Source organism: Pseudogulbenkiania sp. NH8B (assembly GCF_000283535.1).
In the GTDB taxonomy this organism is placed as follows: domain Bacteria; phylum Pseudomonadota; class Gammaproteobacteria; order Burkholderiales; family Chromobacteriaceae; genus Pseudogulbenkiania; species Pseudogulbenkiania ferrooxidans.
Map to the genome: position 1 here is coordinate 1,443,968 of NC_016002.1, position 25,382 is coordinate 1,469,349.

21 protein-coding genes and 1 riboswitch are annotated in these 25,382 nt (G+C 65.2%); of the genes, 18 read left to right on the forward strand and 3 right to left on the reverse strand.

All coding sequences use genetic code 11. From position 1 onward, the window contains the following. The first annotated feature begins 22 nt into the window (after positions 1-22). The 10 genes from NH8B_RS06795 to msrA all read left to right on the forward strand — a co-directional run bounded on the left by NH8B_RS06795 (position 23) and on the right by msrA (position 12,857). On the forward strand, positions 23-1,282 hold the full coding sequence (locus NH8B_RS06795) for an aromatic ring-hydroxylating oxygenase subunit alpha (RefSeq protein WP_014086614.1): 1,260 nt from the start codon (positions 23-25) through the stop codon (positions 1,280-1,282). 148 nt (positions 1,283-1,430) lie between these two features. Further along, positions 1,431-2,534, forward strand: coding sequence for a hybrid-cluster NAD(P)-dependent oxidoreductase (locus tag NH8B_RS06800; protein ID WP_014086616.1), 1,104 nt, complete (start codon positions 1,431-1,433; stop codon positions 2,532-2,534). A gap of 370 nt (positions 2,535-2,904) precedes the next feature. Continuing rightward, the gene (locus NH8B_RS06805; protein WP_014086617.1) at positions 2,905-4,083 is read left to right on the forward strand and encodes a quaternary amine ABC transporter ATP-binding protein; all 1,179 of its coding nucleotides are present in this window, start codon (positions 2,905-2,907) and stop codon (positions 4,081-4,083) included. A 64-nt stretch (positions 4,084-4,147) separates the two neighbouring features. Continuing rightward, positions 4,148-5,020: an ABC transporter permease gene (locus tag NH8B_RS06810; RefSeq protein WP_014086618.1), complete on the forward strand. Its 873-nt coding sequence runs from the start codon at positions 4,148-4,150 to the stop codon at positions 5,018-5,020. Between the two features lie 148 nt (positions 5,021-5,168). Further along, positions 5,169-6,152, forward strand: coding sequence for a GlxA family transcriptional regulator (locus tag NH8B_RS06815; RefSeq protein ID WP_014086619.1), 984 nt, complete (start codon positions 5,169-5,171; stop codon positions 6,150-6,152). A 209-nt stretch (positions 6,153-6,361) separates the two neighbouring features. Continuing rightward, the gene (locus NH8B_RS06820) at positions 6,362-7,300 is read left to right on the forward strand and encodes a choline ABC transporter substrate-binding protein (protein WP_008953038.1); all 939 of its coding nucleotides are present in this window, start codon (positions 6,362-6,364) and stop codon (positions 7,298-7,300) included. An 847-nt stretch (positions 7,301-8,147) separates the two neighbouring features. Further along, positions 8,148-9,506 carry an MFS transporter gene (locus tag NH8B_RS06825; RefSeq protein WP_014086621.1) on the forward strand — a complete coding sequence of 453 codons (1,359 nt, stop codon included), beginning with the start codon at positions 8,148-8,150 and terminating at the stop codon, positions 9,504-9,506. A 280-nt stretch (positions 9,507-9,786) separates the two neighbouring features. After that, a complete protein-coding gene (msrB, locus tag NH8B_RS06830) occupies positions 9,787-10,242 on the forward strand; it encodes a peptide-methionine (R)-S-oxide reductase MsrB (protein WP_369751187.1) in 456 nt (151 codons plus the stop codon). A 16-nt stretch (positions 10,243-10,258) separates the two neighbouring features. Beyond that, a complete protein-coding gene (locus NH8B_RS06835) occupies positions 10,259-12,010 on the forward strand; it encodes a cytochrome c biogenesis protein DipZ (protein ID WP_014086623.1) in 1,752 nt (583 codons plus the stop codon). A gap of 202 nt (positions 12,011-12,212) precedes the next feature. Continuing rightward, positions 12,213-12,857 carry a peptide-methionine (S)-S-oxide reductase MsrA gene (msrA, locus tag NH8B_RS06840; RefSeq protein WP_014086624.1) on the forward strand — a complete coding sequence of 215 codons (645 nt, stop codon included), beginning with the start codon at positions 12,213-12,215 and terminating at the stop codon, positions 12,855-12,857. A gap of 75 nt (positions 12,858-12,932) precedes the next feature. Here msrA and NH8B_RS06845 read toward each other — a convergent pair whose 3' ends face one another. The 3 genes from NH8B_RS06845 to cobA all read right to left on the reverse strand — a co-directional run bounded on the left by NH8B_RS06845 (position 12,933) and on the right by cobA (position 17,266). Beyond that, on the reverse strand, positions 12,933-14,333 hold the full coding sequence (locus tag NH8B_RS06845; protein ID WP_008953033.1) for an L-serine ammonia-lyase: 1,401 nt from the start codon (positions 14,331-14,333) through the stop codon (positions 12,933-12,935). 230 nt (positions 14,334-14,563) lie between these two features. Then, the gene (glyA, locus tag NH8B_RS06850) at positions 14,564-15,820 is read right to left on the reverse strand and encodes a serine hydroxymethyltransferase (protein ID WP_014086625.1); all 1,257 of its coding nucleotides are present in this window, start codon (positions 15,818-15,820) and stop codon (positions 14,564-14,566) included. Between the two features lie 254 nt (positions 15,821-16,074). Then, a riboswitch (glycine riboswitch) is annotated at positions 16,075-16,163 on the reverse strand. A gap of 263 nt (positions 16,164-16,426) precedes the next feature. Then, entirely contained in the window at positions 16,427-17,266 is an 840-nt protein-coding gene (cobA, locus tag NH8B_RS06855) for a uroporphyrinogen-III C-methyltransferase (RefSeq protein ID WP_014086627.1), read from the reverse strand. 153 nt (positions 17,267-17,419) lie between these two features. Here cobA and NH8B_RS06860 point away from each other — a divergent pair, with 153 nt between their 5' ends. The 8 genes from NH8B_RS06860 to NH8B_RS06895 all read left to right on the forward strand — a co-directional run bounded on the left by NH8B_RS06860 (position 17,420) and on the right by NH8B_RS06895 (position 25,361). After that, the gene (locus tag NH8B_RS06860) at positions 17,420-17,845 is read left to right on the forward strand and encodes a c-type cytochrome (protein ID WP_008953030.1); all 426 of its coding nucleotides are present in this window, start codon (positions 17,420-17,422) and stop codon (positions 17,843-17,845) included. Between the two features lie 45 nt (positions 17,846-17,890). After that, positions 17,891-19,336 carry a cbb3-type cytochrome c oxidase subunit I gene (locus tag NH8B_RS06865; protein ID WP_014086628.1) on the forward strand — a complete coding sequence of 482 codons (1,446 nt, stop codon included), beginning with the start codon at positions 17,891-17,893 and terminating at the stop codon, positions 19,334-19,336. Positions 19,337-19,454: 118 nt separating this feature from the next. Continuing rightward, positions 19,455-20,045, forward strand: coding sequence for a cytochrome c oxidase subunit 3 family protein (locus tag NH8B_RS06870; protein WP_008953028.1), 591 nt, complete (start codon positions 19,455-19,457; stop codon positions 20,043-20,045). A 157-nt stretch (positions 20,046-20,202) separates the two neighbouring features. Continuing rightward, the gene (locus NH8B_RS06875; protein WP_014086629.1) at positions 20,203-20,463 is read left to right on the forward strand and encodes a cytochrome C oxidase subunit IV family protein; all 261 of its coding nucleotides are present in this window, start codon (positions 20,203-20,205) and stop codon (positions 20,461-20,463) included. A gap of 9 nt (positions 20,464-20,472) precedes the next feature. Next, positions 20,473-21,279, forward strand: coding sequence for a CbbQ/NirQ/NorQ/GpvN family protein (locus tag NH8B_RS06880; RefSeq protein WP_008953026.1), 807 nt, complete (start codon positions 20,473-20,475; stop codon positions 21,277-21,279). Position 21,280: 1 nt separating this feature from the next. Next, on the forward strand, positions 21,281-21,676 hold the full coding sequence (locus NH8B_RS06885; protein ID WP_014086630.1) for a hypothetical protein: 396 nt from the start codon (positions 21,281-21,283) through the stop codon (positions 21,674-21,676). 2 nt (positions 21,677-21,678) lie between these two features. Then, the gene (locus NH8B_RS06890) at positions 21,679-23,514 is read left to right on the forward strand and encodes a nitric oxide reductase activation protein NorD (protein WP_014086631.1); all 1,836 of its coding nucleotides are present in this window, start codon (positions 21,679-21,681) and stop codon (positions 23,512-23,514) included. 125 nt (positions 23,515-23,639) lie between these two features. After that, entirely contained in the window at positions 23,640-25,361 is a 1,722-nt protein-coding gene (locus NH8B_RS06895; RefSeq protein WP_041702876.1) for a nitrite reductase, read from the forward strand. The last annotated feature ends 21 nt before the right edge of the window (positions 25,362-25,382 follow it).

Consider the following 25,382-nt stretch of genomic DNA (forward strand, 5'->3'; position numbering starts at 1 on the left):
TTGTTTTTGGAGAACTATCATCATGACCAGCAGCACGATCGCGTTTCATCCGAGCCTGAACTTGCGCGAACTGGTGGCCCGCCGTGTGCCGGGTTACAGCTTGGAAGCGCCGTTCTACACCTCGCCGGCGGTATTCGACGCCGACATGGAGCACATCTTCGGCAAGCACTGGATCTATGTCGGCGTGTCGATCGACGTGCCGGAGGCGGGTGACTACATGACCGTGCAGATCGGCTCGCAGCCGATCCTGATCGTGCGCGACGACGACAACGAAATCCGTGCCTTCCACAACGTCTGCCGTCACCGCGGCTCGCGTCTGTGCGCGGAAGAGAAGGGCACGGTCGGCAACCTGGTGTGCCCGTACCACCAGTGGACTTACGACCTGACCGGCAAGCTGATCTTCGCCGACCACATGGCCGAAGGTTTCGACCTGTCGCATCACAGCCTCAAGCCGGTGCACCTGCGCAACATGGCCGGTCTGCTGTTCATCTGCCTGGCAGATAATCCGCCGGCAGACTTCGACGTCATGGCCGAGGCCATGACCCCGTACATCGCCCCGCACAAGATTGACGACTGCAAGGTCGCGGTGCAAGTCGACATCATCGAGCAGGGCAACTGGAAGCTCACGCTGGAAAACAACCGCGAGTGCTACCACTGCACCGCCAACCACCCCGAATTGACCGTGTCGCTGTTCGCCTATAGCTACGGCTTCGCGCCCAAGGCCGAAACCGCCGAGGGGCTGCGTCAGTACGACGAGATGGTGGCCGATCGTCACCAGCACTGGGAATCCTGTGGCCTGCCCTCGACCGAAGTCGAGCGCCTTTCCGACGTCACCGGCTTCCGCACCATGCGCATGCCGCTCGACCGCGCCGGCCAGTCGCAGACGCTGGACACCAAGGCCGCGTGCAAGAAGCTCCTGGCCGACTTCAAGGATGCCTCGATCGGCGGTTTGTCGTTCTGGACCCAGCCCAACTCCTGGCACCACTTCATGGCCGACCACATCGTCACCTTCAGCGTGATTCCGCTGACGGCCGACACCACGCTGGTGCGCACCAAGTGGCTGGTGCACAAGGATGCCGTGGAAGGCGTCGATTATGACGTCGAGAACCTCACCGCGGTGTGGAACGCCACCAACGACCAGGACCGTCGCCTGGTGGAAGAATCCCATCAAGGCGCCAAGAGCTCGGCCTACCAGCCCGGCCCGTACTCGCCGTACACCGAGACGCTGGTCGAGAAGTTCTCCGAGTGGTACATCAACCGCCTGAGCGCCGGGCTGGAGTAAATCCGTCCACGGGCCGGCGCCGGCCGGCCCGTTTTTCAAGTTTTCAGAACCTGTTCACCATTTGTCGCGAGCGGGCAGGGCGGGCGCAACGCCCGAACCGGCCCGGGCGGCAAGACGCGAAGCAGGCTTACACAGGTAGGGCACGATCATGAATGCACCCATCCACTCCGCCATCTTCACCGAACCGGCACCGTACTGGCAGCCCGGGGTGGACGACACGCTCGAATGCGTGGCCGTGCACGACGAAACCCACGACGTGCGCACCTTCACTTTCCGTGCCGTACCGGCGCGCCGCTTCGCCTATCTGCCGGGCCAGTTCATCACGCTGGAACTGGAGATCGACGGCCAAACCGTCAACCGCTGTTACACCCTGTCGTCGACGCCGACGCGGCCCGATACCGTCACCATCACCGTCAAGCGTGTGCCGGGCGGTCAGGTCTCCAACTGGCTGCACGACAACATGAAGCCGGGGCAGCTCGTCAGCGTGCTGGGGCCCTCCGGCGAATTCAGCTACGCCTCCGCCCCTGTCCGGTCTTACTTGTTCCTGTCGGCGGGCAGCGGCATTACCCCGCTGATGTCGATGAGCCGGGCGCTCGCCGACCTCGGTCCGCAGCTCGACATCGCCTTCGTGCACAGCGCGCGTACCCCGGCCGACCTGATCTTCCGTCATGAACTGGTGCAGATCGCGCGCATGCGCCCCGGCTTCCGTCAGGCAGCCATTGTGCAAAGCCGCCACCCCGAGCCGGAGTGGCATGGCCTGGAAGGTTTCCTCGATCTGCCTGCATTGGAGCGGCTGGTACCCGATTTCCGCCAGCGCGCGGTCTACTGCTGTGGCCCGGCGCCGTACATGTCTGCGGTGCGCAAACTGCTGACCGATGCCGGCTACGACATGGCGCTGTATCACGAGGAAAGTTTCAATTTCGCCGAATTGGCGGCGTCTCCAGTGGTGGAGGAGGTCGGGTGTCAGGCCGAGACGGCGGGGTGCGAGGGCGGTTTCGAAGTCCGTTTCGCCAAGCTCGGCGACGTCATTACCACCGCACCGGGACAGACCGTGCTGGCCGCAGCGCAGCAACAGGGATTGCGCTTGCCGTCCTCATGCTCGCAGGGGGTGTGCGGTACCTGCAAGACCAAGCTGCTGGAAGGCAAGGTCGACATGAAGCACGGCGGCGGCATCCGCCAGCGCGAGATCGACCAAGGCTGGATACTGCCGTGCTGCAGCATCCCGCTGACACCTCTCGTGCTCGACCGTTAACTGATTATCATAGCCGGCCTTCGTGCCGGCTTTGTTTTACTGGCGGTATCCGGCCGCTCAGACCCGTCTTGGTGTTGTATTGCTGCCAGTGCACATGCACTGAAAAAGGGCTGCTCGTGGTGCACGAACAGCCCTTTTTCTTCAATGTCTTACCGTTCTGGTGCGGGGGACTCGGATGTCGTTTAAAGACAAGTTGCCGTCGACTGTCGATTGTTTTGCCTAGCCGAACCCCCCTATCTTTTGCCTTGATTAAGATCAATTATTACAACTGTTGAGGCGAATCAGGCCCTTTTCCACCTGTCGTGGGTGAGGTGTCCGGCACGGTGCTGTTTCATCGTACATCGGCCACGCCGAGGCAAAGGAGAAAGCGATGCAGTCTGGCAAGATCGTTGTGGAGAACCTGTACAAGGTATTCGGCGACAAGCCGCAGGACGCCATGCGGCTCCTGAAGGCGGGTGAGAGCAAGGAAACCGTGTTTGCCAAAACCGGTCAGGTGGTCGGTGTCAACAACGTGTCGTTCTCGGTCGACGAGGGCGAAATCTTTGTGCTGATGGGCTTGTCGGGCTCGGGCAAGTCCTCGCTGATCCGTCTGATTAACCGCCTGATGGACCCGACCGACGGACGCATCCTGCTCGATGGCCAGGATATCACCCGGCTGTCGCAACCGGAACTGGTGGCCCTGCGCCGCCGCGACATGAGCATGGTGTTCCAGAGCTTTGCCCTGATGCCGCACCGCTCGGTGCTGGAGAACGCCGCCTTCGGTCTGGAAATCGCCGGGATGGGCCGCACGGAACGCGAAGCCCGCGCGATGAAGGTGCTGGAGCAGGTCGGCCTGGCGCCGTTTGCCCGCAAGTCCCCGCACGAACTGTCAGGCGGCATGCAGCAGCGCGTCGGCCTGGTGCGCGCGCTGGCGGTCAACCCGTCGCTGATGCTGATGGACGAAGCCTTCTCCGCGCTCGACCCGCTCAAGCGCGCCGAGATGCAGGACATCCTGCTCGACCTGCAGCGCGGCCAGAGCCGTACCATCTTCTTCGTCTCGCACGATCTGGAAGAAGCCCTGCGCATCGGTACCCGCATTGCCATCATGGAAGGCGGCCGCCTGGTGCAGGTGGGGACGCCGCAAGAGATCATCGAAAACCCGGCCGACGACTACGTGCGCGACTTCTTCAAGAGCGTGGACACGTCGCGCTATCTGCAAGCCAAGGACCTGATCGACCCGAGCGCGGCCGGCCTGGTGGTGAACGGCCACCCCGCCAACCACGCTGAACTCGACAAGCACAGCTGGGTGGCCTGTGTCTCCAAGGACCACAAGCTGCTGGGCCTGGTTGGCCGCGAAACGCTGCGCAGTGAAGGCTGCATCCCGAGCGAACGTTGTGTGCCGGTGTCCCCGGTCGCTCCGGCCTCCTGTCTGCCGGATGTACTGCAGCGCCTGTTGGGACAGAGCGAGCCGCTGCCGGTGGCCGATGGCGAGGGCCGCTACCTCGGCGTGATCACTGCCACCAGCGTGCTGTCCAAGCTGTCCGCACACCGCCTGCAAAGCGCCCACTGACCGTCGTCCCGAACAAATCTTGTGGACGGCGCCCGCGGCGCGTCCCTGAATGGAGCATCCAGCCATGTCCGACTTCTTGCATCACCTAATCACCAACCCGCACGATTTCCTGCCTATCGGTGAATGGGTCAACCAGTTCATCCATTTCCTGCTGGACCATAACGGCGGTGCCTTCGACGCCTTCGGCCGCGCGGTCGACCTGTTCGCCGAGTCGATCGAGGTGGCGCTGCTGTCGCTGCCGCCCTGGCTGATCATGGGCTTCTTCATCGGTCTCGGCGTATGGCGCCTGGGCTGGCGCTTCGCCGGCTTCGTATTGGCCGCCTTGGCGCTGATCTTCGGCACCGGCTTCTGGCCGCAGACCGTGTCGACGCTGGCGCTGACGCTGTCGGCCACGCTGATCAGCCTGATGATCGGCATCCCCACCGGCATCTGGTGCGCGCGCAGCAAGCGCGTCAATACCCTGGTGCGCCCGGTGCTCGACTTCATGCAGACCATGCCGGCCTTCGTCTACCTGATCCCGGCCGCGATGTTCTTCGGCCTGGGCCGCGTACCGGGCATCCTGGCGACCGTGGTGTTCGCCGTGCCGCCGGCGGTGCGCCTGACCAGCCTGGGGATTCGCCAAGTCAACAAGGAACAGGTCGAGGCCGGCCATGCCTTCGGCTGTACCTCGACCCAGCTCTTGTTCAAGGTGCAGTTGCCGATCGCGCTGCCGGCGATCATGGCGGGCGTGAACCAGACCATCATGATGGCGCTGTCGATGGTGATCATCGCCTCGATGGTGGGGGCTGGTGGCCTCGGCAACGACGTGCTGTCGAGCATCCAGCGCCTCGATGTCGGTCTCGGCTTCGAGAGTGGTCTGGCCGTGGTATTGCTCGCCATCATCCTGGACCGCCTGACCGAAAGCTTCGGCCGAGGCCAAGCGGCACGTCAGGGTTAAACGTAGTCCGGCCAAGCCCCGCTGCCGGCAGGACGGCGGTGGGGCTGGCCTGTTTTTTGCTGTACCAGAAAAATTACGATTGATTTAGCAGCGCCCGTCACGAGGCGCCCCGAATGTCCGCACACTCACAGAAAGCTAGGAGGTCACCATGAGCCCGCAACAACTCGGTTCGCTGGCGCATATCGGTTTCCTGATGTTGCCCAACTTTTCCATGATCGCCTTCACCAACGCGGTCGAGCCGCTGCGCATGGCCAACCACCTGTCGCGCAAGAGGCTTTACCGCTGGTCGGTGCTGTCCTGTGACGGTCAGCCGGTGGCAGCCAGCAATGGCCTGTCGGTGGCGCCGATCACGGCGCCGGCCGACCCGTCGGAGTACGACCTGCTCATCGTCTGCGGCGGTATCCAGGTGCGCGAGGGGGTGACGGATCAGGTGCTGTCGGTGATCCGCCGTTTTGCCGCCGCCGATGTGCCGCTGGGAGCGGTCTGTACCGGCTCCTTCGCGCTGGCCAAGGCTGGCGTGCTCAACGGCTATCGCAGCAGCATCCACTGGGAAAACCTTTCGGCTATCCGCGAGGAGTTCCCCAAGGTACTGTTCTCCAGCGAATTGTTCGTGATTGACCGCGATCGCTTTACCTGTAGCGGTGGCACCGCGCCGCTCGACCTGATGTGCAACCTGATCCGCTTCAAGGGCGGCAAGAGCCTGGCGGCGGACGTGTCGGAGCAGTTCATCGTCGACCGCATCCGCGACCAGCACGACCACCAGCACATCCCCTTGCTGGCCCGCGTCGGTACCGGTCACGAATCATTGATCGACGCCGCGCTGGCCATGGAGATGAACATCGAGAATCCGCGCTCGCTCGACGAGCTGGCTGCGGAGCTCGGCGTGTCGCTGCGCCACCTCGAGCGTCTGTTCAAACGCTATCTCGGCAGCACGCCGGCGCAGTATTACCTCGACCTGCGCCTGCGCCGCGCGCGCGAGCTGCTGCTGCAGACCAATATGAGCGTGATGGAAGTGACCGTCGCCACCGGTTTCCTGTCCTCGTCGCATTTTTCCAAGTCCTACCGCAGCCTGTTCGGCTACCCGCCGAGCCGTGAGCGTCAACAGGTAACGCTCGAAGCCGCCATCATGTAAGGCTTCAGGAACGGCCCCGGCAAGACAGTGTCTTCTACCGGGGCCGTTGTCCATCCAGGCGACGTTTCACGGCAAATCGTGGTCGCCATCGAACAAGTTGTCCCTTCCTGACGTGGCAATCTGCTGGCGACCGTCGGTTTTCTTGGCTGTCAAAACACGGTGCGGCATGCACCGGCCAATTCTTATAAATTGCATCGGAGAGGTGAGTCATGAAGCTGTACAAGATTGCAGGAGCGCTCGTCATGGGTGCGTTCACCAGCATGGCGATGGCGAACGATCCGGCCCAATGCCAGAAGGTGCGTTTCGCCGACGTCGGCTGGACCGACATCGCCGCCACCACCGGCATGGCCAGCGTGGTGCTGGAAGGGCTGGGTTACAAGCCGGTCACCACCATCGCCTCGGTGCCGATCACCTTCGCCGGCATCAAGAACAAGCAGATCGACGCCTTTCTCGGTTACTGGAACCCCAGCATGACCCCGATGATCGAGCCCTTCGTCAAGGCGGGCCAGATCAAGGTGCTGGACAAGCCCAACCTGGTCGGCGCCAAGTACACCCTGGCGGTGCCGGACTACGTCGCCGCCGGCGGCCTCAAGACCTTCGCCGACATTGCCAAGTTCAAGGACAAGCTGGATGGCAGGATCTACGGCATCGAGCCGGGCAACGACGGCAACAAGCTGATCGACGACATGATCAAGAAGAACCAGTTCGGGCTCTCCGGGTTCAAGCTGGTCGAGTCGAGCGAGGCCGGCATGATGGCGGAAGTGGAGCGTGCCATCCGCCAGAAGAAATGGGTGGTGTTCCTGGGTTGGGAACCGCACCCGATGAACGTCAAGTTCAAGATGAACTATCTGGCCGGAGGGGATGACGTCTTCGGACCCAACTTCGGCGAAGCCAAGGTGTTCACCGGGATGGCCACCGACTACCAGACCCGTTGTCCGAACGTGGCGCGCCTTTTGACCAACCTGCAGTTCTCCACCGACATGGAAAACCACGTGATGGGTCCGATCATGGACAAGGTCAAGCCAGAACAGGCCGCGCGCGACTACCTGAAGAAGAACCCGAACGTGCTGAAGGGCTGGCTGGCCGGTGTGAAAACTTTTGACGGCAAGGACGGTCTGACCAAGGTCAATCAGTATTTGGCGAAGTAAGCACGGGCGTGTAGAGCGCTCCTAATAGCCGGTTCCTCCTCCAGGAGGGCCGGCTTTTTTTGTCTGTCGTGTCCCCGAGAGAAGGCCGGGCGCTTTGGGGGGCTCAAGCCGCCGTTCTTCCCGGTGCCGGGCTGGGTGCGCTGGGCGCTTCCGTATCGCCTTCCTTCCCGATGAGGCTCTTGCTTGGCGCTGCATCCAGCCGAGCTTGGCCGCCGCCGCAAAAAGACCTTGAACAGGCTCGGCAACGGTCTTGAAAATCACATGGCGAGAGAATCAACCCACTCTTGAAATAAATGCGCCACCGGTGGCTTATCCAACTGATCTGACCCAGTAACAATTGCTTTGTCAGATTCCAATCGATCCCCTCCGGCCTCTTGCGCGGCTCGCCCCATCCCCGTGTCGGTGTCGTTTACTGTCGGATTCCGGACGCGTGGGTTAGCGTCCGGACTTGTGCCAATTAATACACTGCACTGCCCAAGTGATGTCGTCTGGCGCGTTTCGTGCATGTTGAAGAATCGGCATGGCATGAATCAGCATGGCGAAGACCATGGGATGCTGGCCGGCCAGAGCCTAGGGTAAGCGCTCTGTGGCCGCGTGCGAGTCGCAGGAAGCGATCAATCGAACCGCAACTGTGCTTGACGACCTGTCGCTGCTGCGACGGCACCAATCCCTTTTTCTCTTCCGGCGATCGGGGCGCGATCAATCGATGTAATGCACCGCCGGTCTGGAGACCGCCGGTGGTCGTGGCTTGTGCAGTTTTAAGAAAATGGTGTGTTTGTGGCGACCGACAGAGCAGGTCTGCGCCGCCTTCCGGTCCCTGGCATGCCGCAAAACAAAGGAGATATGGATGACCTCGTTACAAAAGGAAGCGGTTGTTTCCGCCGTAGCGATTGAGGATGAGACATCAGCAGCGTTCAAGCGGCGCTTCATGATAAGAATGATCCTTGTCCTGACCGGCGGCACGTTTCTGGATGGTTATATCCTCGGGATTGTCGGCCCGGTGGCCGGCAAGATGACTGCCGAGCTCGGCATATCGGTGGTCTGGGAGGGCCTGATCGCGGCTGGCGCGCTGTTCGGCATTCTCTTCGGCTCGCCGTTGGGCGGGTGGGCGGGCGACAAGTTCGGCCGCAAACCGCTGTTCATGCTCGACATCGGGCTGTTCGTGATCGCGTCGGTCATGCAGTTCTTCACAAACTCGCCTCTGGAACTGTTCGTGGTGCGGTTGCTGATGGGCGTCGCAATCGGCGCAGAATACTCCGTCGGTTGGCCGATGCTGTCGGAATTCTCCCCGGCCCGGCACCGTGGACGGCTCATGGGTCTGACCCTCATTGCTTGGTACGCCGGGTTTATGTTCGCCTTCGTCGTGGGCTATCTGCTGAACCAGCATACGGACCTCGGCTGGCGAAACATTCTCGGCACGAGCACGTTCATCGCGGTGGCGTTGTTCCTCGGCCGACTTGGCATGCCCGAATCGCCGCGCTGGCTGTGGAGCAAGGGCCGTACGGAGCAGGCGCGCTCCGTGGCGCGTCGGTATATGGGAAGTGCCTCCGACTTGGCCGACATTGAGAGGGAGGTGGTCCACTCGGGCGGTGGCTTCCGGAAGCTGTTCTCCCGTCAGTATTGGCGGTCCACGCTGTTCGTGTCGCTGTTCTTTTTCTGTGTCGTCACACCGTACTTCGCGATCGCCACGTTCGCCGACAGCGTGCTGCAGAAATTCGGTCTCGGCGGCGGTCTCGCCGGTGGTGTCGGGCTGTCAGCGGTGGCTTTGGCCGGCAGTGTGGCCACGGTCCTGTTGATCGACAAGGCGGGCCGCCGTGTGCTCACGGTGCCGCCGCAGTGGATCATCACCGTGCTTCTCGTGATTCTCGGCTTGTGGGCAGATGCGCCGGGGATGGCCGTGCTGGGCCTGTTTCTCGCGTTTTCGTTCTTTAACGCAGGCTGCGGTACGCTGACCTGTATCTATCCGGGCGAAGTATTCCCGACCGAGATACGCGGGGTCGGGACGGGCTTTGCCGCCGCCTTCAGCCGGATCGGGGCCGGCCTCGGTACGTTCCTGATGCCCTGGGCCATGAGCAATCTCGGCCCCTCGGTGACCATTCTGATCGCTGCCGGCATCGCCGCTGTCGGTGCCGGCGTGTCGCAATGGCTGGCCCCCGAAACCAAGGGCAAGAGCCTCAGCGAAACCGCCTCGGGGTTTTCGCACTAGCATCAGCAGGGGTTGTCGGCAAAGCTTGGTTCGGGGCAGCGGGAAACTTTCCGGAAGGACGGGATGTCCTTTCGGCATGTGCGTGTCCTCTCGGAACACCTTTTATCGTTTGGTCGGCCGGTCGGAGTGTAAGGAATGCCCTCCCGGCGCGACTAAAAGGGGAAGGGAGGTCCTGATCATGAAACGTCGACAATTTCTGCGCTGCTTGAGCGGGGGGAGCGTTGCGCTGCTCGCGATGCATCGCGCCGCCCGTGCCGCCACCTCCGCGCTCGTCCCCCGGATGGTGACGGTGATCAAGTTCTCGGATGCGGGAACGCCGCTCGGCCCGGTTACCCTGCCGCTGGTGCAGAAGGACGCCGAATGGCGGCGCGTGCTGTCGCCCTTGGCGTATGCCGTGACGCGCCGGCAAGGCACCGAACCCCCGTTTTCCATTCCCGGCTACGACCGGCACGATGCCGGACTCTACCGTTGTGTCTGCTGCGGCAACGCCCTGTTCAGTTCCCGGACCAAGTATGACTCGCACACCGGCTGGCCCAGTTTCTGGCAGCCGATTGCCGCGCAGAACATAGCCACGCACAGCGACGTGACACTCGGCATGGTGCGCACCGAGGTTCGCTGCGCCCTGTGCGAGGCGCACCTGGGGCACGTGTTCGACGATGGCCCGCCGCCGACCGGGCTACGCTACTGCATGAATACCGTGGCGCTGCGTTTCGTTCCGCTGGCCAAGGCATCCTGAAAGCGGAGGTGGTGCGATGTTATTGCTGATGCTTTCCTACCTTGGCGGTGTGCTGACCATCTTCAGCCCGTGCGTGCTGCCGGTGATCCCGTTCGTGTTCGCCCGTGCCGACCAGCCGTTCCGGCGCGCCGGCCTGCCGATTCTGCTCGGCATGGCGCTCACCTTCGCCGGCGTGGCCACGCTCGCTGCCGTCGGCGGCAGCTGGGTGGTGGCGGCCAATCAATACGGCCGTATCGCGGCGCTGGTGCTGATGGCACTGCTCGGGCTGACCCTGCTGCTGCCGGCGCTGGCCGAGCGCGTGATGCGGCCGCTGGTACGGCTGGGCGGACAATTGCAGCAGCAGGCCGAGCACCAGGGCAGCGTCAAGGGCGCGCTGTTGCTGGGCGTGGCGGTCGGCTTTCTGTGGGCGCCGTGCGCCGGGCCGATCCTGGGGCTGGTGCTGGCCGGCGCCGCGCTGAACGGCGCCAACGCGCACACGGCGCTGCTGCTGTTGGCCTTTGCCGCCGGTGCCGGCACCTCGCTGGCCGGGGCGCTGTTCGCCGGCAGCCGTCTCTTCCGGCTGATGAAGCGCGGCCTGGGGGCCGAGGAGTGGATCCGGCGCGGGCTCGGCGTCGCGGTACTGGCCGGGGTGACGGCGATCGCGCTTGGGCTGGACACCCAATATCTCGCAAAAATCTCCTACGCCAGCACCGCCCGCACCGAGCAGGCGCTGATCAACACGCTGTCGGTTCGCGCCACGTCGCCCGTCGCGCCTGCGCCGAACGCCGGCGTGATGCCGGTGGCGGGCACGCTCAAACTGGCGGACGAAGGGCCGGCGCCGGCGCTCACCGGGGCCACGCGCTGGCTCAATTCGCCGCCGTTGAGCCTGGCCGCGTTGCGCGGCAAGGTGGTGCTGGTGGATTTCTGGACCTACTCCTGCATCAACTGCCTGCGCACCTTACCCTACCTGAAGTCGTGGTGGGACAGCTATCAGGACCAGGGGCTGGTGATCATCGGCGTGCACGCCCCGGAGTTCGCCTTCGAACGCGACGAGGGCAATGTGCGCAAAGCCATCCGCGACCTCGGCATCCCTTACCCGGTGGCGATGGACAACGATTTCTCCATCTGGAACGCCTACCACAACCAGTACTGGCCGGCGCACTACCTGATCGATGCCCAGGGCCGGGTACGCGACCACACCTTCGGCGAGGGCGACTACGCCCACACCGAAGCGGCGATCCGCCAGTTGCTGGCGGAGGCCCACTCCAAGGTGTCCGGCCCGATGGACCGGGCGCTGCCGTTGCCCGCCCAGGGCGTGATGGCGGCCGGCGGCGGCGACGTCAATGTCTCGCCGGAAACCTATATCGGCAGTGAACGCGCCGAGCATTTCGCCTCGCCCGAGCGCTTCCGGCCGGATCGTGTCGCCCTGTATTCGGCGCCGCCTGCTCCAGTGCTCAACCAATGGGGTCTGGCTGGCCGCTGGAAGGTGGGGGGCGAATCGGCCACGCTGGCGCGCCCGCAGGGGGCCATCGTCTATCGCTTCCGCGGCCGCGACCTGCATCTGGTGCTGGGTAATCCGCCTGGCACGCCGGTGCGCTTCCGCGTCACGCTCGATGGTGCGGCACCGGGAGCCGACCACGGCGCCGACGTCGGTGCCGATGGCAGCGGTACGGTCGACGGCAACCGGCTGTACCAGCTGGTGCGTCAGCAGGCAGGTGCACGGGAACGCACCTTCCAGATCGAGTTTCTCGACGCCGGGGTGCAGGCGTTCGCGTTTACCTTCGGCTAAACGGCGCTGACAAAAACCGGTGCCGCGATCCGGGCCTGGCGCGCGCTGGCAGAAAACGCGACTTGGCCGACGTTTTTGCGACGCTACGGTACACGTCGTGCTGGGTGACCCTAAGGATTCGCACGCGGGCAACGACGCCAGACGGGTTTTGCCGGCGGCGCCCGGCGTCACGTTCCCATCCCACTTGCTGAGGAGGAAGATCATGATTCGCATCCGTACCCTGTTGTTGGTGCTGTCGGTCGGCAGCGGCCTGCTGGCGCCGGCTCGTGCCCAGACCGTGCCCGCCTTTGCCGGCGTGCCTCTCCCCGTGCACGGCAGCCAGGTCGCCGTGCTCGCCGGTGGCTGCTTCTGGGGTGTCGACGCGGTGTTCAAGCACGTCAAGGGCGTCACCAGCGTGGTATCGGGCTACTCGGGCGGCGGCGCCGCCAGCGCCCAGTACGAGACCGTCAGCAGCGGGACCACCGGCCACGCCGAAGCGGTGAAGATCACCTACGACTCAGCCAAGGTCTCGTACGGCCAGCTGTTGCAGGTGTTCTTCGCGGTGGCGCACGACCCGACCGAGCTGAACCGCCAGGGGCCGGACCACGGCACGCAGTACCGCTCGGCGATCTTCTATGCCGACGCCGGCCAGAAACAGGTGGCGCAGGCCTATATCGCGCAGCTGGACAAGGCGCGCGTGTTCGGCCAACCCATCGTCACCCAGGTAGTGCCGCTCAAGGCGTTCTATCCGGCCGAGGGTTACCACCAGAACTTCCTGGCGCTGCACCCGGACAACCCTTACATCGTGATCAACGATCTGCCCAAGCTCGACGCCCTGCACCGCGCGTTTCCGGCGCTGTATCGCTGAGGCGGACCAGACAAAAAAAGAACCCCCGGCGAGCGGGGGAAGGGACGTCAGAGGAAGGGTGCCGAGGGCACGCGGTCAGCATTCCACGATGTTGACCGGCACCTCGACAATGTTCACGGCCAGGCCGCCGCGGGCGGTTTCCTTGTACTTGGTGCTCATGTCGCGGCCGGTGTCGCGCATGGTCTTGATGACGCGGTCGAGCGAGACGAAGTGCTGGCCGTCGCCGCGCAGCGCCATGCGCACCGCGTTGATGGCCTTGACCGAGGCCATGGCGTTGCGTTCGATGCAGGGCACTTGTACCAGGCCGCCCACCGGGTCGCAGGTGAGGCCGAGGTTGTGTTCCATGCCGATCTCGGCGGCGTTTTCCACCTGCTCCGGGGTGCCACCCATCACTTCGGCCAACCCGCCCGCCGCCATCGAACAGGCCGAGCCGACTTCGCCCTGGCAGCCGACTTCGGCGCCCGAGATCGAGGCGTTGAGCTTGAACAGGATGCCGATGGCGCCGGCCGTCAAGAGGAAGCGCACCACGCCGTCTTCGTTGGCGCCCGGCACGAAGCGCGAGTAGTAGTGCAGCACCGCCGGCACGATGCCGGCTGCACCGTTGGTCGGCGCGGTGACCACGCGGCCGCCGCCGGCGTTCTCTTCGTTCACCGCCAGCGCGTACAGGTTGACCCAGTCGATCACCGTGAGCGGGTCGCGCAGGCTGGCTTCCGGTGCCGCCAGCAGCTTGCGGTGCATGTCGGCGGCGCGGCGCTTGACCTTCATGCCGCCGGGCAGGATGCCTTCGTGCGCGCAGCCGCGTTTCACGCAAGCCTGCATCACATGCCAGATGTTGAGCAGGCCGGCGCGCACTTCTTCCTCGCTGCGCCAGGCTAGTTCGTTTTCCAGCATGATCTGGCTGATCGGCTTGTTGTGCTCCTTGCACAGCGCCAGCAGCTCGGCGGCATTGTTGAACGGATGGCGCAGCTCGGTGGCGCCCGGCGGCACGAAGCCGGCCTCCACCGCCGCCTCATCCACCACGAAGCCGCCGCCGACCGAGTAGTAGGCGCGCTTGTCGAGCACGTTGCCGGCATCGTCGCGGGCCTCGAAGGTCATGCCGTTGGGGTGGAAGGGCAGCGACTTGCGCTTGTGCAGCACCAGGTGCTCCGGCTCGGTGAACACCACTTCGTGCTGGCCGAGCAGCGACAGGCGTTTGTTGCTGCGGATTGCTGCCACCATGGCCGGCACCGCGTCGGTGTCGACTTCGTCCGGCAGTTCGCCCTGCAGGCCGAGCAGTACCGCCACGTCCGAGCCGTGGCCCTTGCCGGTGGCGCCGAGCGAGCCGAACAGCTCGCTGCGCACGCTGGCCACTCGTTCCAGCAGGCCGTCCTTCTCCAGCCGGGCGACGAACTGGCGCGCGGCGCGCATCGGGCCGACGGTGTGCGAACTGGACGGGCCGATGCCGATCTTGAACAGGTCAAAGACGCTGATTGCCATGGTTGCTTCTCTTGCTACGGCACCCCGCTAGGCGGGGGCCTGATGAATTCGGGAGACAACTCCCGGCCGTTTCCGGCCGGGGTAAAACTCGATCAAGGGTCACGATCCTGCCACGTTTCCGAGAGGGCTGTTGGCATTGTCCTCATCGCAGGATCGGGAATCCATCGATGATGGGTTCCTCTGAATTGCCCCCATCCTGCGGCGTGCGCGACCGATCGTGAGGCGGGTTCTTAGCCGCGGTACACCGGGAACGCCGCGCACAGCTCGGCGACCTGGTGCTTGACGCGCTCGATCACCGCCGGGTTCTCGATGTCGTCGAGGATGTCGCAGATCCAGCCGGCCACGCGCTCCACTTCGGCTTCCTTGAAGCCGCGCGTGGTGACGGCCGGGGTGCCGATGCGGATGCCGCTGGTGACGAACGGGCTTTGCGGATCGTTCGGCACGGCGTTCTTGTTGACGGTGATGTGCGCCGCGCCCAGTGCCGCGTCGGCCGCCTTGCCGGTCAGCCCCTGGCTGATCAGCGACAGCAGGAACAGGTGGTCGTCCGTCTTGTTGGACACCACGCTGTAACCGCGGTTCTGGAACACCGTGACCATGGCGCGGGCGTTGGCGATGACCTGCTGCTGGTAGGCCTTGAATTCCGGCTGCTGCGCTTCGAGGAAGGCCACGGCCTTGGCGGCGATGACGTGCATCAGCGGGCCGCCCTGGATGCCGGGGAACACCAGCGAGCTGAACTTCTTCTCCAGCTCCGGGTTGCTCTTGCACAGAATCAGGCCGCCGCGCGGGCCGCGCAGGGTCTTGTGGGTGGTGGTGGTGACCACGTCGGCGAACGGCACCGGGTTCGGGTACAGCCCGGCGGCGACCAGGCCGGCGACGTGCGCCATGTCGACGAACAGGTAGGCGCCGACGCTATCGGCGATCTGGCGGAAACGGGCGAAGTCGAGCACCAGGGAGTAAGCCGAGAAGCCGGCCACGATCATCTTCGGCTTGTGCTCTTCGGCCAACCTTTGCACTTCGTCGTAGTCGATCTCGCCGGTTTCCGGGTTGAGGCCGTACTGCACCGCGTTGTAGAGCTTGCCGGAGAAGTTGACCTTGGCGCCGTGGGTGAGGTGGCCGCCGTGCGCCAGGCTCATGCCGAGCACGGTGTCGTGCGGTTCCAAGAGCGCCATGTAGACCGCAGCGTTGGCCTGGCTGCCGGAGTGCGGCTGCACGTTGGCGTAGTCGGCGCCGAACAGTTCCTTGGCGCGGTCGATGGCGAGCTGCTCGACCACGTCGACGTGTTCGCAGCCGCCGTAGTAGCGCTTGCCGGGGTAGCCTTCGGCATATTTGTTGGTGAGTTGCGAGCCCTGCGCCTGCATCACGCGCGGGCTGGTGTAGTTTTCGGAGGCGATCAGCTCGATGTGATCTTCCTGGCGCTGGCGCTCGGCCTCCAGCGCGTTCCACAGGGCGTCGTCAAAGCCGGCAATCTGCATATCCTGGGTAAACATGTGCTGTCCTTGTTGTTGCAGGGCCGGCGGCCAATGGCGGCCGCCGCGTGCCCGGTCGTTGGTGTCGACCTGTGGCCCGCACGGGCGAGGGAAGGGGTAAAGGGCGGGTGCAACGGCACGGACGCGGGTCCCCATCCGACACAGGTCAGATGACGCCCCCTCTGTCCTTTTGCCTGAGAGATTACGGCGGGGTGACGGGCACCCGGCCATGCTTCCTTCGGCGAGGCCTCACGGGCCTACTCTCCAGAGAGCCGAACGACATTGCGGTTCTTTTGCCTGAGAGTTTCTGGGGCGATACCCCTTCGGCGCCACCGCTCAAGGTGGTCTCTCCCGCAATGTTTGACGCGGCTGGTGCCGAATCTAGAGATGCCGCCGCAGCCTGTCAACGTGATTCGTCACGCGCCGGCGGCGGCACGGACGCGGCGCAGCGGGCAGGGTGCCGGCAGTGCCCGCCGACACGGGGAGCCGGCGGGGAGAATAGTCGCTTTGGTGACGAAACTGGTCGGCTGTTGAGCTGCCGAGCCGCTACCGCCGGGCCGAGGCGCACCGGCCCTGCTCGGGGCCGGTGTCGGGTCGATGCAACACTTCCGGCGCGTGCCGGCAGGCTCATGCCGGCGCGGCTGCCACGGGGGCTGGGGCGGCGCTCAGCGTCGGGTAGAGCCGCACCACCTCGCCGATGATCAGCAAGGCTGGCGGACGCACGCCGGCCGCCGCGATGCGTGCCGGCAGGGTGGCCAGGTCGGCACTGACGATGCGCTGCTGCGGCGTGGTGGCGCGCTCGATCACGGCCGCGGGGGTGGTGCCGGGGCGGCCGTGGCGCATCAGCTCGGCACAGATGCGTGCCGCTTCGGCCAGGCCCATGTAGATCACCAGGGTTTCCTCGGCGCCGGTGTGGCGCGTCCACTCGAGTTCGTCTTCGCCGTCGCGGCGGTGGCCGGTGACGAAGCTCACGCCTTGGGCGTGGTCGCGGTGGGTGAGCGGGATCAGCCCGCGCGCCGCGGCGCCGCAGGCGGCGGTGATGCCGGGGATCACCTCGCACGGAATGCCGGCCTTGGCCAGGGCCTGGACCTCTTCGCCGCCGCGGCCGAACAGGAACGGGTCGCCGCCCTTGAGGCGCGCCACGCGCCGGCCCTGGTGTGCCTGGCGGATCAGCAGGGCGTTGATCTCGCCCTGCGGCAAGGTGTGGCGGCTGGCTTCCTTGCCGACGTCAATGCGCCAGGCCGAGGGCGACGCCAGCGCCAGCACGGCGGGGTCGACCAGGTGGTCGTACAGCACCACCTCGGCTCGTTGCAGCCGGGCCAGTCCCTTGACCGTGATGAGCTCCGGATCGCCCGGCCCGGCGCCGATCAGGCAGACCGTGCCGGGGGGGAAGTCGTCGTTGGCGGAGGCGGTCTGAGCGGCGCTGGCGGCCGCTGCCGAGAGGGGGGGAGAGGCGGGGTGGTTCATGCGGACTCCTGCAGCAAGGCGATGACAATGGCGCAAGTGTAGGAATGGCGCGGCCGGGAAATCGTTGATTCGCATCAATGTCGTAAACATGTATCGCCCATACAGTTTACCCCAGGCACCGGGTGTTTCCGGTGATATGTGATAGGAGGCCGTATGAGCGCCAGCTTCACCAAGTCGACCGCCCGCAATATTTTCTATGGTGGGGCGGTGTTTTTCTTTCTGTTGTTTCTTGCATTGACGTTCGATACCACCCAGGCGCTGCCCAAGCGCGACAACCGCGTCAACCTGACCGAGCAGGTCGCACGCGGCAAGAACATCTGGGAGACGCGCAACTGTATCGGCTGCCACACCCTGTTGGGTGAGGGCGCCTACTTTGCGCCGGAACTGGGCAACGTCTACCAGCGCCGCGGACCGGAGTTCATCAAGGCCTGGATCAAGGGTCAGCCGACCGGCGCCCCGGGTCGTCGCCAGATGCCGCAGTTCCATCTGACCGACGGCGAACTGGACGATCTGGTCGCCTTCCTCAAGTACAGCTCCGAGATCAATACCAACAACTGGCCGCCCAACATCGAAGGCTAAGGCTGCCGAGCGGGATGAATTCTTGTCAGATTTAGGGAGATTCGCATGAGTACCTCGACCACGGCGGTTCTCGACACCCCTCGGGGTGTGGAGGAACACGCCGCCACCCGGCTGAAATACCGCTCGCAGGCGGTAGCCAAGCCTTACTTCATTGCCGCCATCGGGCTGTTCTTCGGCCAGATCGTGTTCGGCCTGATCATGGGCCTGCAGTACGTGATCGGTGATTTCCTGTTCCCGGAAATTCCGTTCAACGTGGCGCGCATGGTGCACACCAACCTGTTGATCGTGTGGCTGCTGTTCGGCTTCATGGGCGCCGGTTACTACATGATTCCGGAGGAGTCGGAACGGGAGCTGCACAGTCCTAAACTCGCCATCATCACCTTCTGGGTGTTCCTGGTGGCGGGCGCCCTGACCATCGTCGGCTACCTGTCGGTACCGTACGCCACGCTGGCCCAGCTGACCCACAACGAAATCCTGCCGACTATGGGACGCGAGTTCCTGGAGCAGCCCACCATCACCAAGGTGGGGATCGTGCTGGTGGCGCTGTCCTTCCTCTACAACCTGTCGATGACCGTGCTGTCCGGCCGCAAGACCAGCGTCAGCCTGGTGATGATGCTGGGGCTGTGGGGCCTGGCGATCTTCTTCCTGTTCTCGTTCTACAACCCGACCAACCTGGTGCTGGACAAGTACTTCTGGTGGTACGTGGTGCACCTGTGGGTGGAAGGCGTGTGGGAACTGATCATGGGCGCCATGCTGGCCTTCGTGCTGATCAAGGTGACCGGCGTCGACCGCGAGGTGGTGGAGAAGTGGCTGTACGTGATCATCGCCATGACGCTGATCTCCGGCATCATCGGCACCGGTCACCACTACTACTGGATCGGTACCCCGGGGTACTGGCAGTGGTGGGGCTCGATCTTCTCGGCGATCGAACCGATTCCGTTCTTCATGATGACGCTGTTCGCCTTCAACATGGTCAATCGTCGCCGTCGCGAACACCCGAACAAGGCCGCCGTGCTGTGGGCCCTGGGGACCGGTGTGATGGCCTTCCTCGGCGCCGGGGTATGGGGCTTCCTGCATACGCTGGCTCCGGTGAACTACCTGACGCACGGCACCCAGCTCACCGCCGCGCACGGTCACATGGCCTTCTACGGTGCCTACGCCATGGTGGTGATCACGATGATCTCCTACACCATGCCCAAGCTGCGTGGTCGCGAGGCCAACAGCCGCGGCGCCCAGAAACTGGAGATGGTGTCGTTCTGGCTGATGACCCTCGCCATGGTGGCCATCACGCTGTTCCTGACCGCCGCCGGCTACGTGCAGGTGTCGCTGCAGCGCATGGGTACCACACCGATGCCGTTCATGGTCGCTCAGGACCATGCCGCGACCTACTACTGGCTGCGTGAAGCCAGCGGCGTGGTGTTCTTCATCGGTCTCGCGCTCTACATCATCAGCTTCTTCGTCAAGGGCAAGACCGACGAAGCCGCCCACTGAGTGTGTGTAGCTGAAGGCGGCCCGGGGGGATTCGGGTCGCCTTTTTTTATCGGAAGCCGGTTTGGCCCGCTGCGTGTGCGATGCGATGCGGGGCCGGGCCGGATCCTGGGAGGCAAACATGAACCAGAGCGTAACCCTGTCGGCTTCGGCCAACCCGCGCGAGGTGCCTGGCGATCTGGCGATGTGGTTCTTCATCCTCGCCGAGCTGCTGGTGTTCGGGGTGTTCTTTCTCGCCTACGGCTACGCCCGGGCGCACGACCCTGCCACCTTCGTCGCCGGCCAGCGCCAGCTGGCGCTGGGCGTGCCCACCGTCAATACCTTGCTGCTGATCGCCGGCAGTGCCAGCGTGTCGGCGGCGGTGCGGGCCTTCGTGCTCGATCGCCAGCGCACCGCCCGGCGTCTGCTGTGGCTGACCGTGGCGCTGGGAATGGGCTTCGTGGTGCTCAAGTGCGGCGAGTTCGCCGGCAAGTTCGCCGCCGGTATCACGCTGTCGAGCGACACCTTCTGGATGTTCTACCTGTCGCTCACCTTCTTCCACTTCCTGCACGTCATCCTCGGCATGGTGATCATCGGTGCCGTGGCCGTGTACGCCCGCGACGGGCGCTACCGGCCGGGCCAGCTCGCCGGTGTGGAGACCGCTGCCGCCTACTGGCACATGGTGGACCTGGTGTGGGTGGTGCTGTTCGCGCTGGTGTACGTGGCACGTTAGAGCCTGTCCACGATCGTGTTGCACGTCCCTGATCGGGACGCCATGGCGTAGCCCAGCCGAGGGGCACCCGCGACACATCCTGAACCGGTTCTGAGTGATTTTTATTGCTTGCCCTTGGTCAAGGTGAGGCCGGGGCCCGACGCGTAAGTTGATGACTATGAACGCTTTGAGAGATTTCCCTACCGTCTGGCGGGTGTGGCTGTGGTTGACCGCGCTGACCCTGCTGGCGGCTTTTCTTGCTGACGCTCACCTCACCCCCGGCCACCTTGCGCTGGCGGCGTTGTCGGTGGCCTGGCTCAAGGGCCTGGCCATCGTCGAGCACTACATGGCCCTGCGCCACGCCCCAGCCTGGCTGCGGCTGACCGTGCACGGCTGGCTGGCGCTGGTGAGCGCCGTGTTGATTTTTAGTTTCCTGTGAGAGAACGCCATGAACGCACCCACCGTTTCGGCCCAGCTTGATGTTCCTTTCTACCAGCCGGTCGGCTCCGAATGCGAGCTGTTCGAGGCCGCCTGGCGCCAGCAGCTGCCGGTGCTGATCAAGGGCCCCACCGGCTGCGGCAAGACCCGCTTCGTCGCCCACATGGCGGCGCGCCTCGGCCTGCCGCTGATCACCGTGTCCTGCCACGACGACCTGACCGCCGCCGACCTGGTCGGCCGCCACCTGATCGGCGACGGCGCTACCTACTGGAGCGACGGCCCGCTCACCCGCGCCGTGCGCGAGGGCGGCATCTGCTATCTCGACGAAGTGGTCGAGGCGCGCAAGGACACCACCGTGGTGCTACACCCGCTCACCGACGACCGCCGCATCCTGCCGATCGAGCGCACCGGCGAGGTGCTAGAGGCCTCGCCCGACTTCATGCTGGTGGTGTCGTACAACCCCGGCTACCAGCACGTGCTGAAGACCCTCAAGCCGTCGACGCGGCAGCGCTTCGTGGCGATGTCGTTCGACTTCCCGCAGCCCGAGGTGGAGCACGCCGTGGTGGTGCGCGAGAGCGGCATCGACGCCGGGCGCGCCAAGCAACTGGTGACGCTGGCGGGCCAGTTGCGCCGCCTCACCGGCTACGACCTGGACGAATCGGTCAGCACCCGCCTCCTGGTCTACGCCGCCAAGCTGATGGCCGCCGGCATGGCGCCGCTCACCGCCTGCCGCACCGCGCTGGCCGAGCCGCTGACCGACGACGCCGACACCCTGGCGGCGCTCCTGGCCGTCATCGACACCCAGTTCGCCGCCTGACATGGGCGACGACGAACGGCAGGACGAACAGCATAAGGTGGTGCTGGCCCACGCGCTGTATCTCGCCAACCTGCTCTTGGCCCCCGGCATCTCCTTCCTGTTGCTGTGCTGGTGCCGCCGGCGCTGGCGCGGCCAGGCCACGCCCAGGTTGGCCGAAGCCCTGCACCAGTCCTGGGGGGCCTCCTGGCGCGCCGGCATGCTGCTGGTCCCGCTGGCGCTGAGCGGCCTGCTGCTGGACCCGTCCCGCGCCGCCGGCTGGCTGCCGCTGATTCTCTCCTTCCTCGCGCTGCACGCCGTGCTGGCGCTGATGGGGATCGCGGCGCTGGCCCGGGTGCTGGCCGACCAGCCTTTCTGCTACCCGCTGCCCGGTTTGTGGCGGCACCGTCAGGAGCATTGACGATGGAAGATATTGTCGGAGGCTGGTGGGACCGGCTGATCACCCGTGCCGCCTACCGCGGTCACCCGCAGGCGGCAGTGACGCTGGCCGGCGTGACCCGGTTGGCGCCGCCGTTTTTCCGTGCCATGGGCGGCGACCCGGCGCTGGTACTGCGCTCCACCGTCGGCACCGAGCACGGCGCGCGCCGCTCGCTGCTCGAGCGCGTGGCCGGCATCGGCGAGAAGGTGGAACTGGCCTGGAGCGACCGCCAGGCGCTGTATCTGCCGGAGAAACTCGATCTGTTCCCGTCCGCCATGCTCAACCGCGCGCTGTACTTCTGGCTGATGGCGCTGGCCGCCGAGCCGGCGCCGCGCGGCGACTGGCTGACGCGCAACCGCCTGGCGACGCAGCGTTGCCTGGCACGCATGCCCGGGCTCGCCGCCAGCTACCACCAGCTGGTGGGCGCCTTGCTCGCCTTGCGCCCCGACCCAGCGCGGCTGTCGGCGCCCGAGGCCGCGGTGGAGCAGGCCATCCGCCAGGCGCTGCAGCACCCCGAACGCGAGGTGGCGCTGCCCGAGGTCAAGCGTCCGCCGCAGCCGGTGCCGCTGTGGCTGCACCCGGCGCCGCCCACCGGCGCCGAAAATGGCGGCGCCGCGGGGGAGTCCCCGGCCGACGACGACAGCGAGCACAAGGCGCGCGAGAGCGCGCAGAAGCGCCGCCGCTACCGCGCCCAGCGCATCGTGCCGGAGGACAAGAAGGACGGCATGCTGATGGTGTTCCGCGCCGAGAGCCTGTTCACCTGGGACGAGTACGTCAAGGTCAACCGCCACAACGACGAGGATGAAGACGAGGACAACGCCGCCGCCGCCGAGGACATGAACAAGCTCAGCATCGCCGCCGACAGCAAGACGCGCGGCAGCCGCCTCAAGTTCGACCTCGACCTACCCTCCGCCGAGTACGACGACACCCCGCTCGGCCCCGGCCTGCTGTTGCCGGAATGGGACTGGAAGCGGCAACGGCTGATCGACGACCACTGCCGCCTGCTGCCGATGCACCCGCGCGACGCCAGCCCGGCGCCGCTGCCGGATCGGCTGCTGCCGCTGGCACGGCGGCTGCGCCGCCAGTTCCAGGCGCTGGCGCCGGAACGCACGCGCAAGAGCGGCGAAACCAACGGGCCCGACATCGACCTCGACCGCGTCATCCGTTTCATGGCCGAACGCCAGAGCGGTGTGGCGCAGGGCGAGCCGGGGCTGTACCAGGCCTGGCCGCCGGGCGAGCGCAACCTGGCCTGCCTGCTGTTGGCCGACCTGTCGCTCTCCACCGAGAGCTGGGTCGGGGAGGCGGGCCGCGTGATCGACGTCATCAAGGACAGCCTGCTGCTGTTCGCCGAGGCGCTCTCCGCCAGCGGCGACGCCTTCGGCCTCTACGGCTTCTCCTCGCTCAAGCGCCACGAAGTGCGCTACCTGCTGTTGAAGGACTTCGCCGACGCCTTCGACGACGCCGCGCGCGGCCGCATCCTGGCGCTGCGTCCCGGCTACTACACGCGCATGGGCGCGGCGATCCGCCAGTCGGCGCGCATCCTCGTGCAGCAGCCGGCGCAGCGGCGCCTGCTGTTGATCGTCTCCGACGGCAAGCCCAACGACATGGACCACTACGAGGGACGCTACGGCATCGAGGACACGCGCCAGGCCATCCTCGAGGCGCGCCGCGACGGCGTGACGCCGTTCTGCGTCACCATCGACCGCGAGGCCGGCGACTACCTGCCGCACCTGTTTGGCAGCCGCGGCTACGTGGTGGTGCAGCGCGCCGAGACCCTGCCGCAGGTGCTGACCACGCTGTATGCGCAGCTGACGCGCTGAGAGCGAAAAGGTTCACCCCTTTTGCATATTTGCCTGAGCAAGCGTTGACGCGCATCAAGGAGGGGGAGGGGCGGCAGGCCGATGATGCCGGTGTCAATTCCTTACCCTTCAAAGGAGTATGCACCATGAGCACACCGAGGATGTCCGTACTGGTCAAGAGAGCCGTCATGGCGGCGTTGCCGCTGGCAGTGACAGCGGCGTTCGCCGCCCCTCCCGGCGCCAGCGCGCCGGAACTGGCCTACCAGGCTGGCGGCTCGCCCCTGGCCGGCCAGGAGATGCACCAGAACATCAATCCCAAGGCCCCGCCGATGACCAAGGCGGAATTCGCGCAGGCACGCCAGATCTACTTCGAGCGCTGCGCCGGCTGTCATGGTGTGCTGCGCAAGGGGGCCACCGGCAAGCCGCTGACCACCGATATCACGCTGGAGCGCGGCACCGAGTACCTGAAGACCTTCATCAAGTACGGCTCGCCCGCCGGCATGCCGAACTGGGGCACCTCGGGTGAGCTGTCCGATGTCCAGGTCGACCTGATGGCGCGCTACGTGCAGCAGGAACCGCCGACCCCGCCGGAATACTCGCTGGCCGACATCGAGAAGACGCGCAAGGTGTTGATCCCGGTCGACAAGCGTCCGACCAAGAAGATGAACAAGTACAACCTCGACAACCTGTTCTCGGTGACGCTGCGCGACAGCGGCGAGATCGCGCTGATCGACGGTGACAGCAAGCAGATCATCAGCATCATCAAGACCGGCTACGCGGTGCACATTTCGCGCGTGTCGGCCTCCGGCCGCTACCTTTACGTGATCGGCCGCGACGCCAAGATCAACCTGATCGACCTGTGGATGGAGCATCCCGAAACCGTGGCCGAGATCAAGGTCGGGCTGGAAGCGCGCTCGGTCGAGACCTCCAAGTTCAAGGGCTGGGAAGACAAAATCGCCGTGGCCGGCACCTACTGGCCGCCGCAGTACGTGATCATGGACGGCGACACCCTCAAGCCGCAGAAAGTGGTGTCGACGCGTGGCATGACGGTGGACAACGAGTACCATCCCGAGCCGCGCGTGGCCTCCATCGTGTCCAGCCACTACAAGCCGGAGTTCGTGATCAACGCCAAGGAAACCGGCAAGATCATGATGGTCAACTACTCCGACCTCAACAACCTCAAGACCACCACCATCAACGCCGCCAAGTTCCTGCACGACGGCGGTTTCGATCGCACCGGCCGCTACTTCTTCGTCGCCGCCAACGCCTCCAACAAGATCGCCGTGGTCGACACCAAGGAAGACAAGCTGGCGGGCCTGGTCGACGTCGGCAAGACCCCGCACCCAGGCCGTGGCGCCAACTTCGTGCACCCGAAATTCGGTCCGGTCTGGGCCACCGGCCACCTCGGCGACGACAGCATCGCGCTGATCGGCTCCGACCCGGTCAAGCACAAGCAGTACGCCTGGAAGATGGTCGCTAGCATCCAGGGCCAGGGCGGCGGCTCCTTGTTCATCAAGACCCATCCCAAGTCGAAGAATCTGTGGGTCGACACCACGCTGAACCCGGATTCGTCGGTGAGCCAGTCGGTAGCGGTGTACGACATCGACCACCTCGACAAGGGCTTCGTACGGCTGCCGGTGGGCGAGTGGGCCGGTCTTGGCGACGGTGCCAAGCGCGTGGTGCAGCCGGAGTACAACAAGGCGGGCGACGAGGTGTGGTTCTCGGTATGGAGCGCCAAGGACAAGCAGTCGGCCATCGTGGTGGTGGACGACAAGACGCGCAAGCTCAAGGCCGTGATCAAGGACCCGCGCCTGGTGACGCCGACCGGCAAGTTCAACGTGTTTAACACCCAGCACGATATTTACTAAGCGCAGCAATTATCGATCAGT

Excerpts from the sequence above, each read along its gene's own strand:
- NH8B_RS06795 (WP_014086614.1), top strand. The coding sequence starts at position 23 with ATGACCAGCAGCACGATCGCGTTTCATCCGAGCCTGAACTTGCGCGAA.
- NH8B_RS06800 (WP_014086616.1), top strand. The coding sequence starts at position 1,431 with ATGAATGCACCCATCCACTCCGCCATCTTCACCGAACCGGCACCGTAC.
- NH8B_RS06805 (WP_014086617.1), top strand. The coding sequence starts at position 2,905 with ATGCAGTCTGGCAAGATCGTTGTGGAGAACCTGTACAAGGTATTCGGC.
- NH8B_RS06810 (WP_014086618.1), top strand. The coding sequence starts at position 4,148 with ATGTCCGACTTCTTGCATCACCTAATCACCAACCCGCACGATTTCCTG.
- NH8B_RS06815 (WP_014086619.1), top strand. The coding sequence starts at position 5,169 with ATGAGCCCGCAACAACTCGGTTCGCTGGCGCATATCGGTTTCCTGATG.
- NH8B_RS06820 (WP_008953038.1), top strand. The coding sequence starts at position 6,362 with ATGAAGCTGTACAAGATTGCAGGAGCGCTCGTCATGGGTGCGTTCACC.
- NH8B_RS06825 (WP_014086621.1), top strand. The coding sequence starts at position 8,148 with ATGACCTCGTTACAAAAGGAAGCGGTTGTTTCCGCCGTAGCGATTGAG.
- msrB (WP_369751187.1), top strand. The coding sequence starts at position 9,787 with ATGGTGACGGTGATCAAGTTCTCGGATGCGGGAACGCCGCTCGGCCCG.
- NH8B_RS06835 (WP_014086623.1), top strand. The coding sequence starts at position 10,259 with ATGTTATTGCTGATGCTTTCCTACCTTGGCGGTGTGCTGACCATCTTC.
- msrA (WP_014086624.1), top strand. The coding sequence starts at position 12,213 with ATGATTCGCATCCGTACCCTGTTGTTGGTGCTGTCGGTCGGCAGCGGC.
- NH8B_RS06845 (WP_008953033.1), bottom strand. The coding sequence starts at position 14,333 with ATGGCAATCAGCGTCTTTGACCTGTTCAAGATCGGCATCGGCCCGTCC.
- glyA (WP_014086625.1), bottom strand. The coding sequence starts at position 15,820 with ATGTTTACCCAGGATATGCAGATTGCCGGCTTTGACGACGCCCTGTGG.
- cobA (WP_014086627.1), bottom strand. The coding sequence starts at position 17,266 with ATGAACCACCCCGCCTCTCCCCCCCTCTCGGCAGCGGCCGCCAGCGCC.
- NH8B_RS06860 (WP_008953030.1), top strand. The coding sequence starts at position 17,420 with ATGAGCGCCAGCTTCACCAAGTCGACCGCCCGCAATATTTTCTATGGT.
- NH8B_RS06865 (WP_014086628.1), top strand. The coding sequence starts at position 17,891 with ATGAGTACCTCGACCACGGCGGTTCTCGACACCCCTCGGGGTGTGGAG.
- NH8B_RS06870 (WP_008953028.1), top strand. The coding sequence starts at position 19,455 with ATGAACCAGAGCGTAACCCTGTCGGCTTCGGCCAACCCGCGCGAGGTG.
- NH8B_RS06875 (WP_014086629.1), top strand. The coding sequence starts at position 20,203 with ATGAACGCTTTGAGAGATTTCCCTACCGTCTGGCGGGTGTGGCTGTGG.
- NH8B_RS06880 (WP_008953026.1), top strand. The coding sequence starts at position 20,473 with ATGAACGCACCCACCGTTTCGGCCCAGCTTGATGTTCCTTTCTACCAG.
- NH8B_RS06885 (WP_014086630.1), top strand. The coding sequence starts at position 21,281 with ATGGGCGACGACGAACGGCAGGACGAACAGCATAAGGTGGTGCTGGCC.
- NH8B_RS06890 (WP_014086631.1), top strand. The coding sequence starts at position 21,679 with ATGGAAGATATTGTCGGAGGCTGGTGGGACCGGCTGATCACCCGTGCC.
- NH8B_RS06895 (WP_041702876.1), top strand. The coding sequence starts at position 23,640 with ATGAGCACACCGAGGATGTCCGTACTGGTCAAGAGAGCCGTCATGGCG.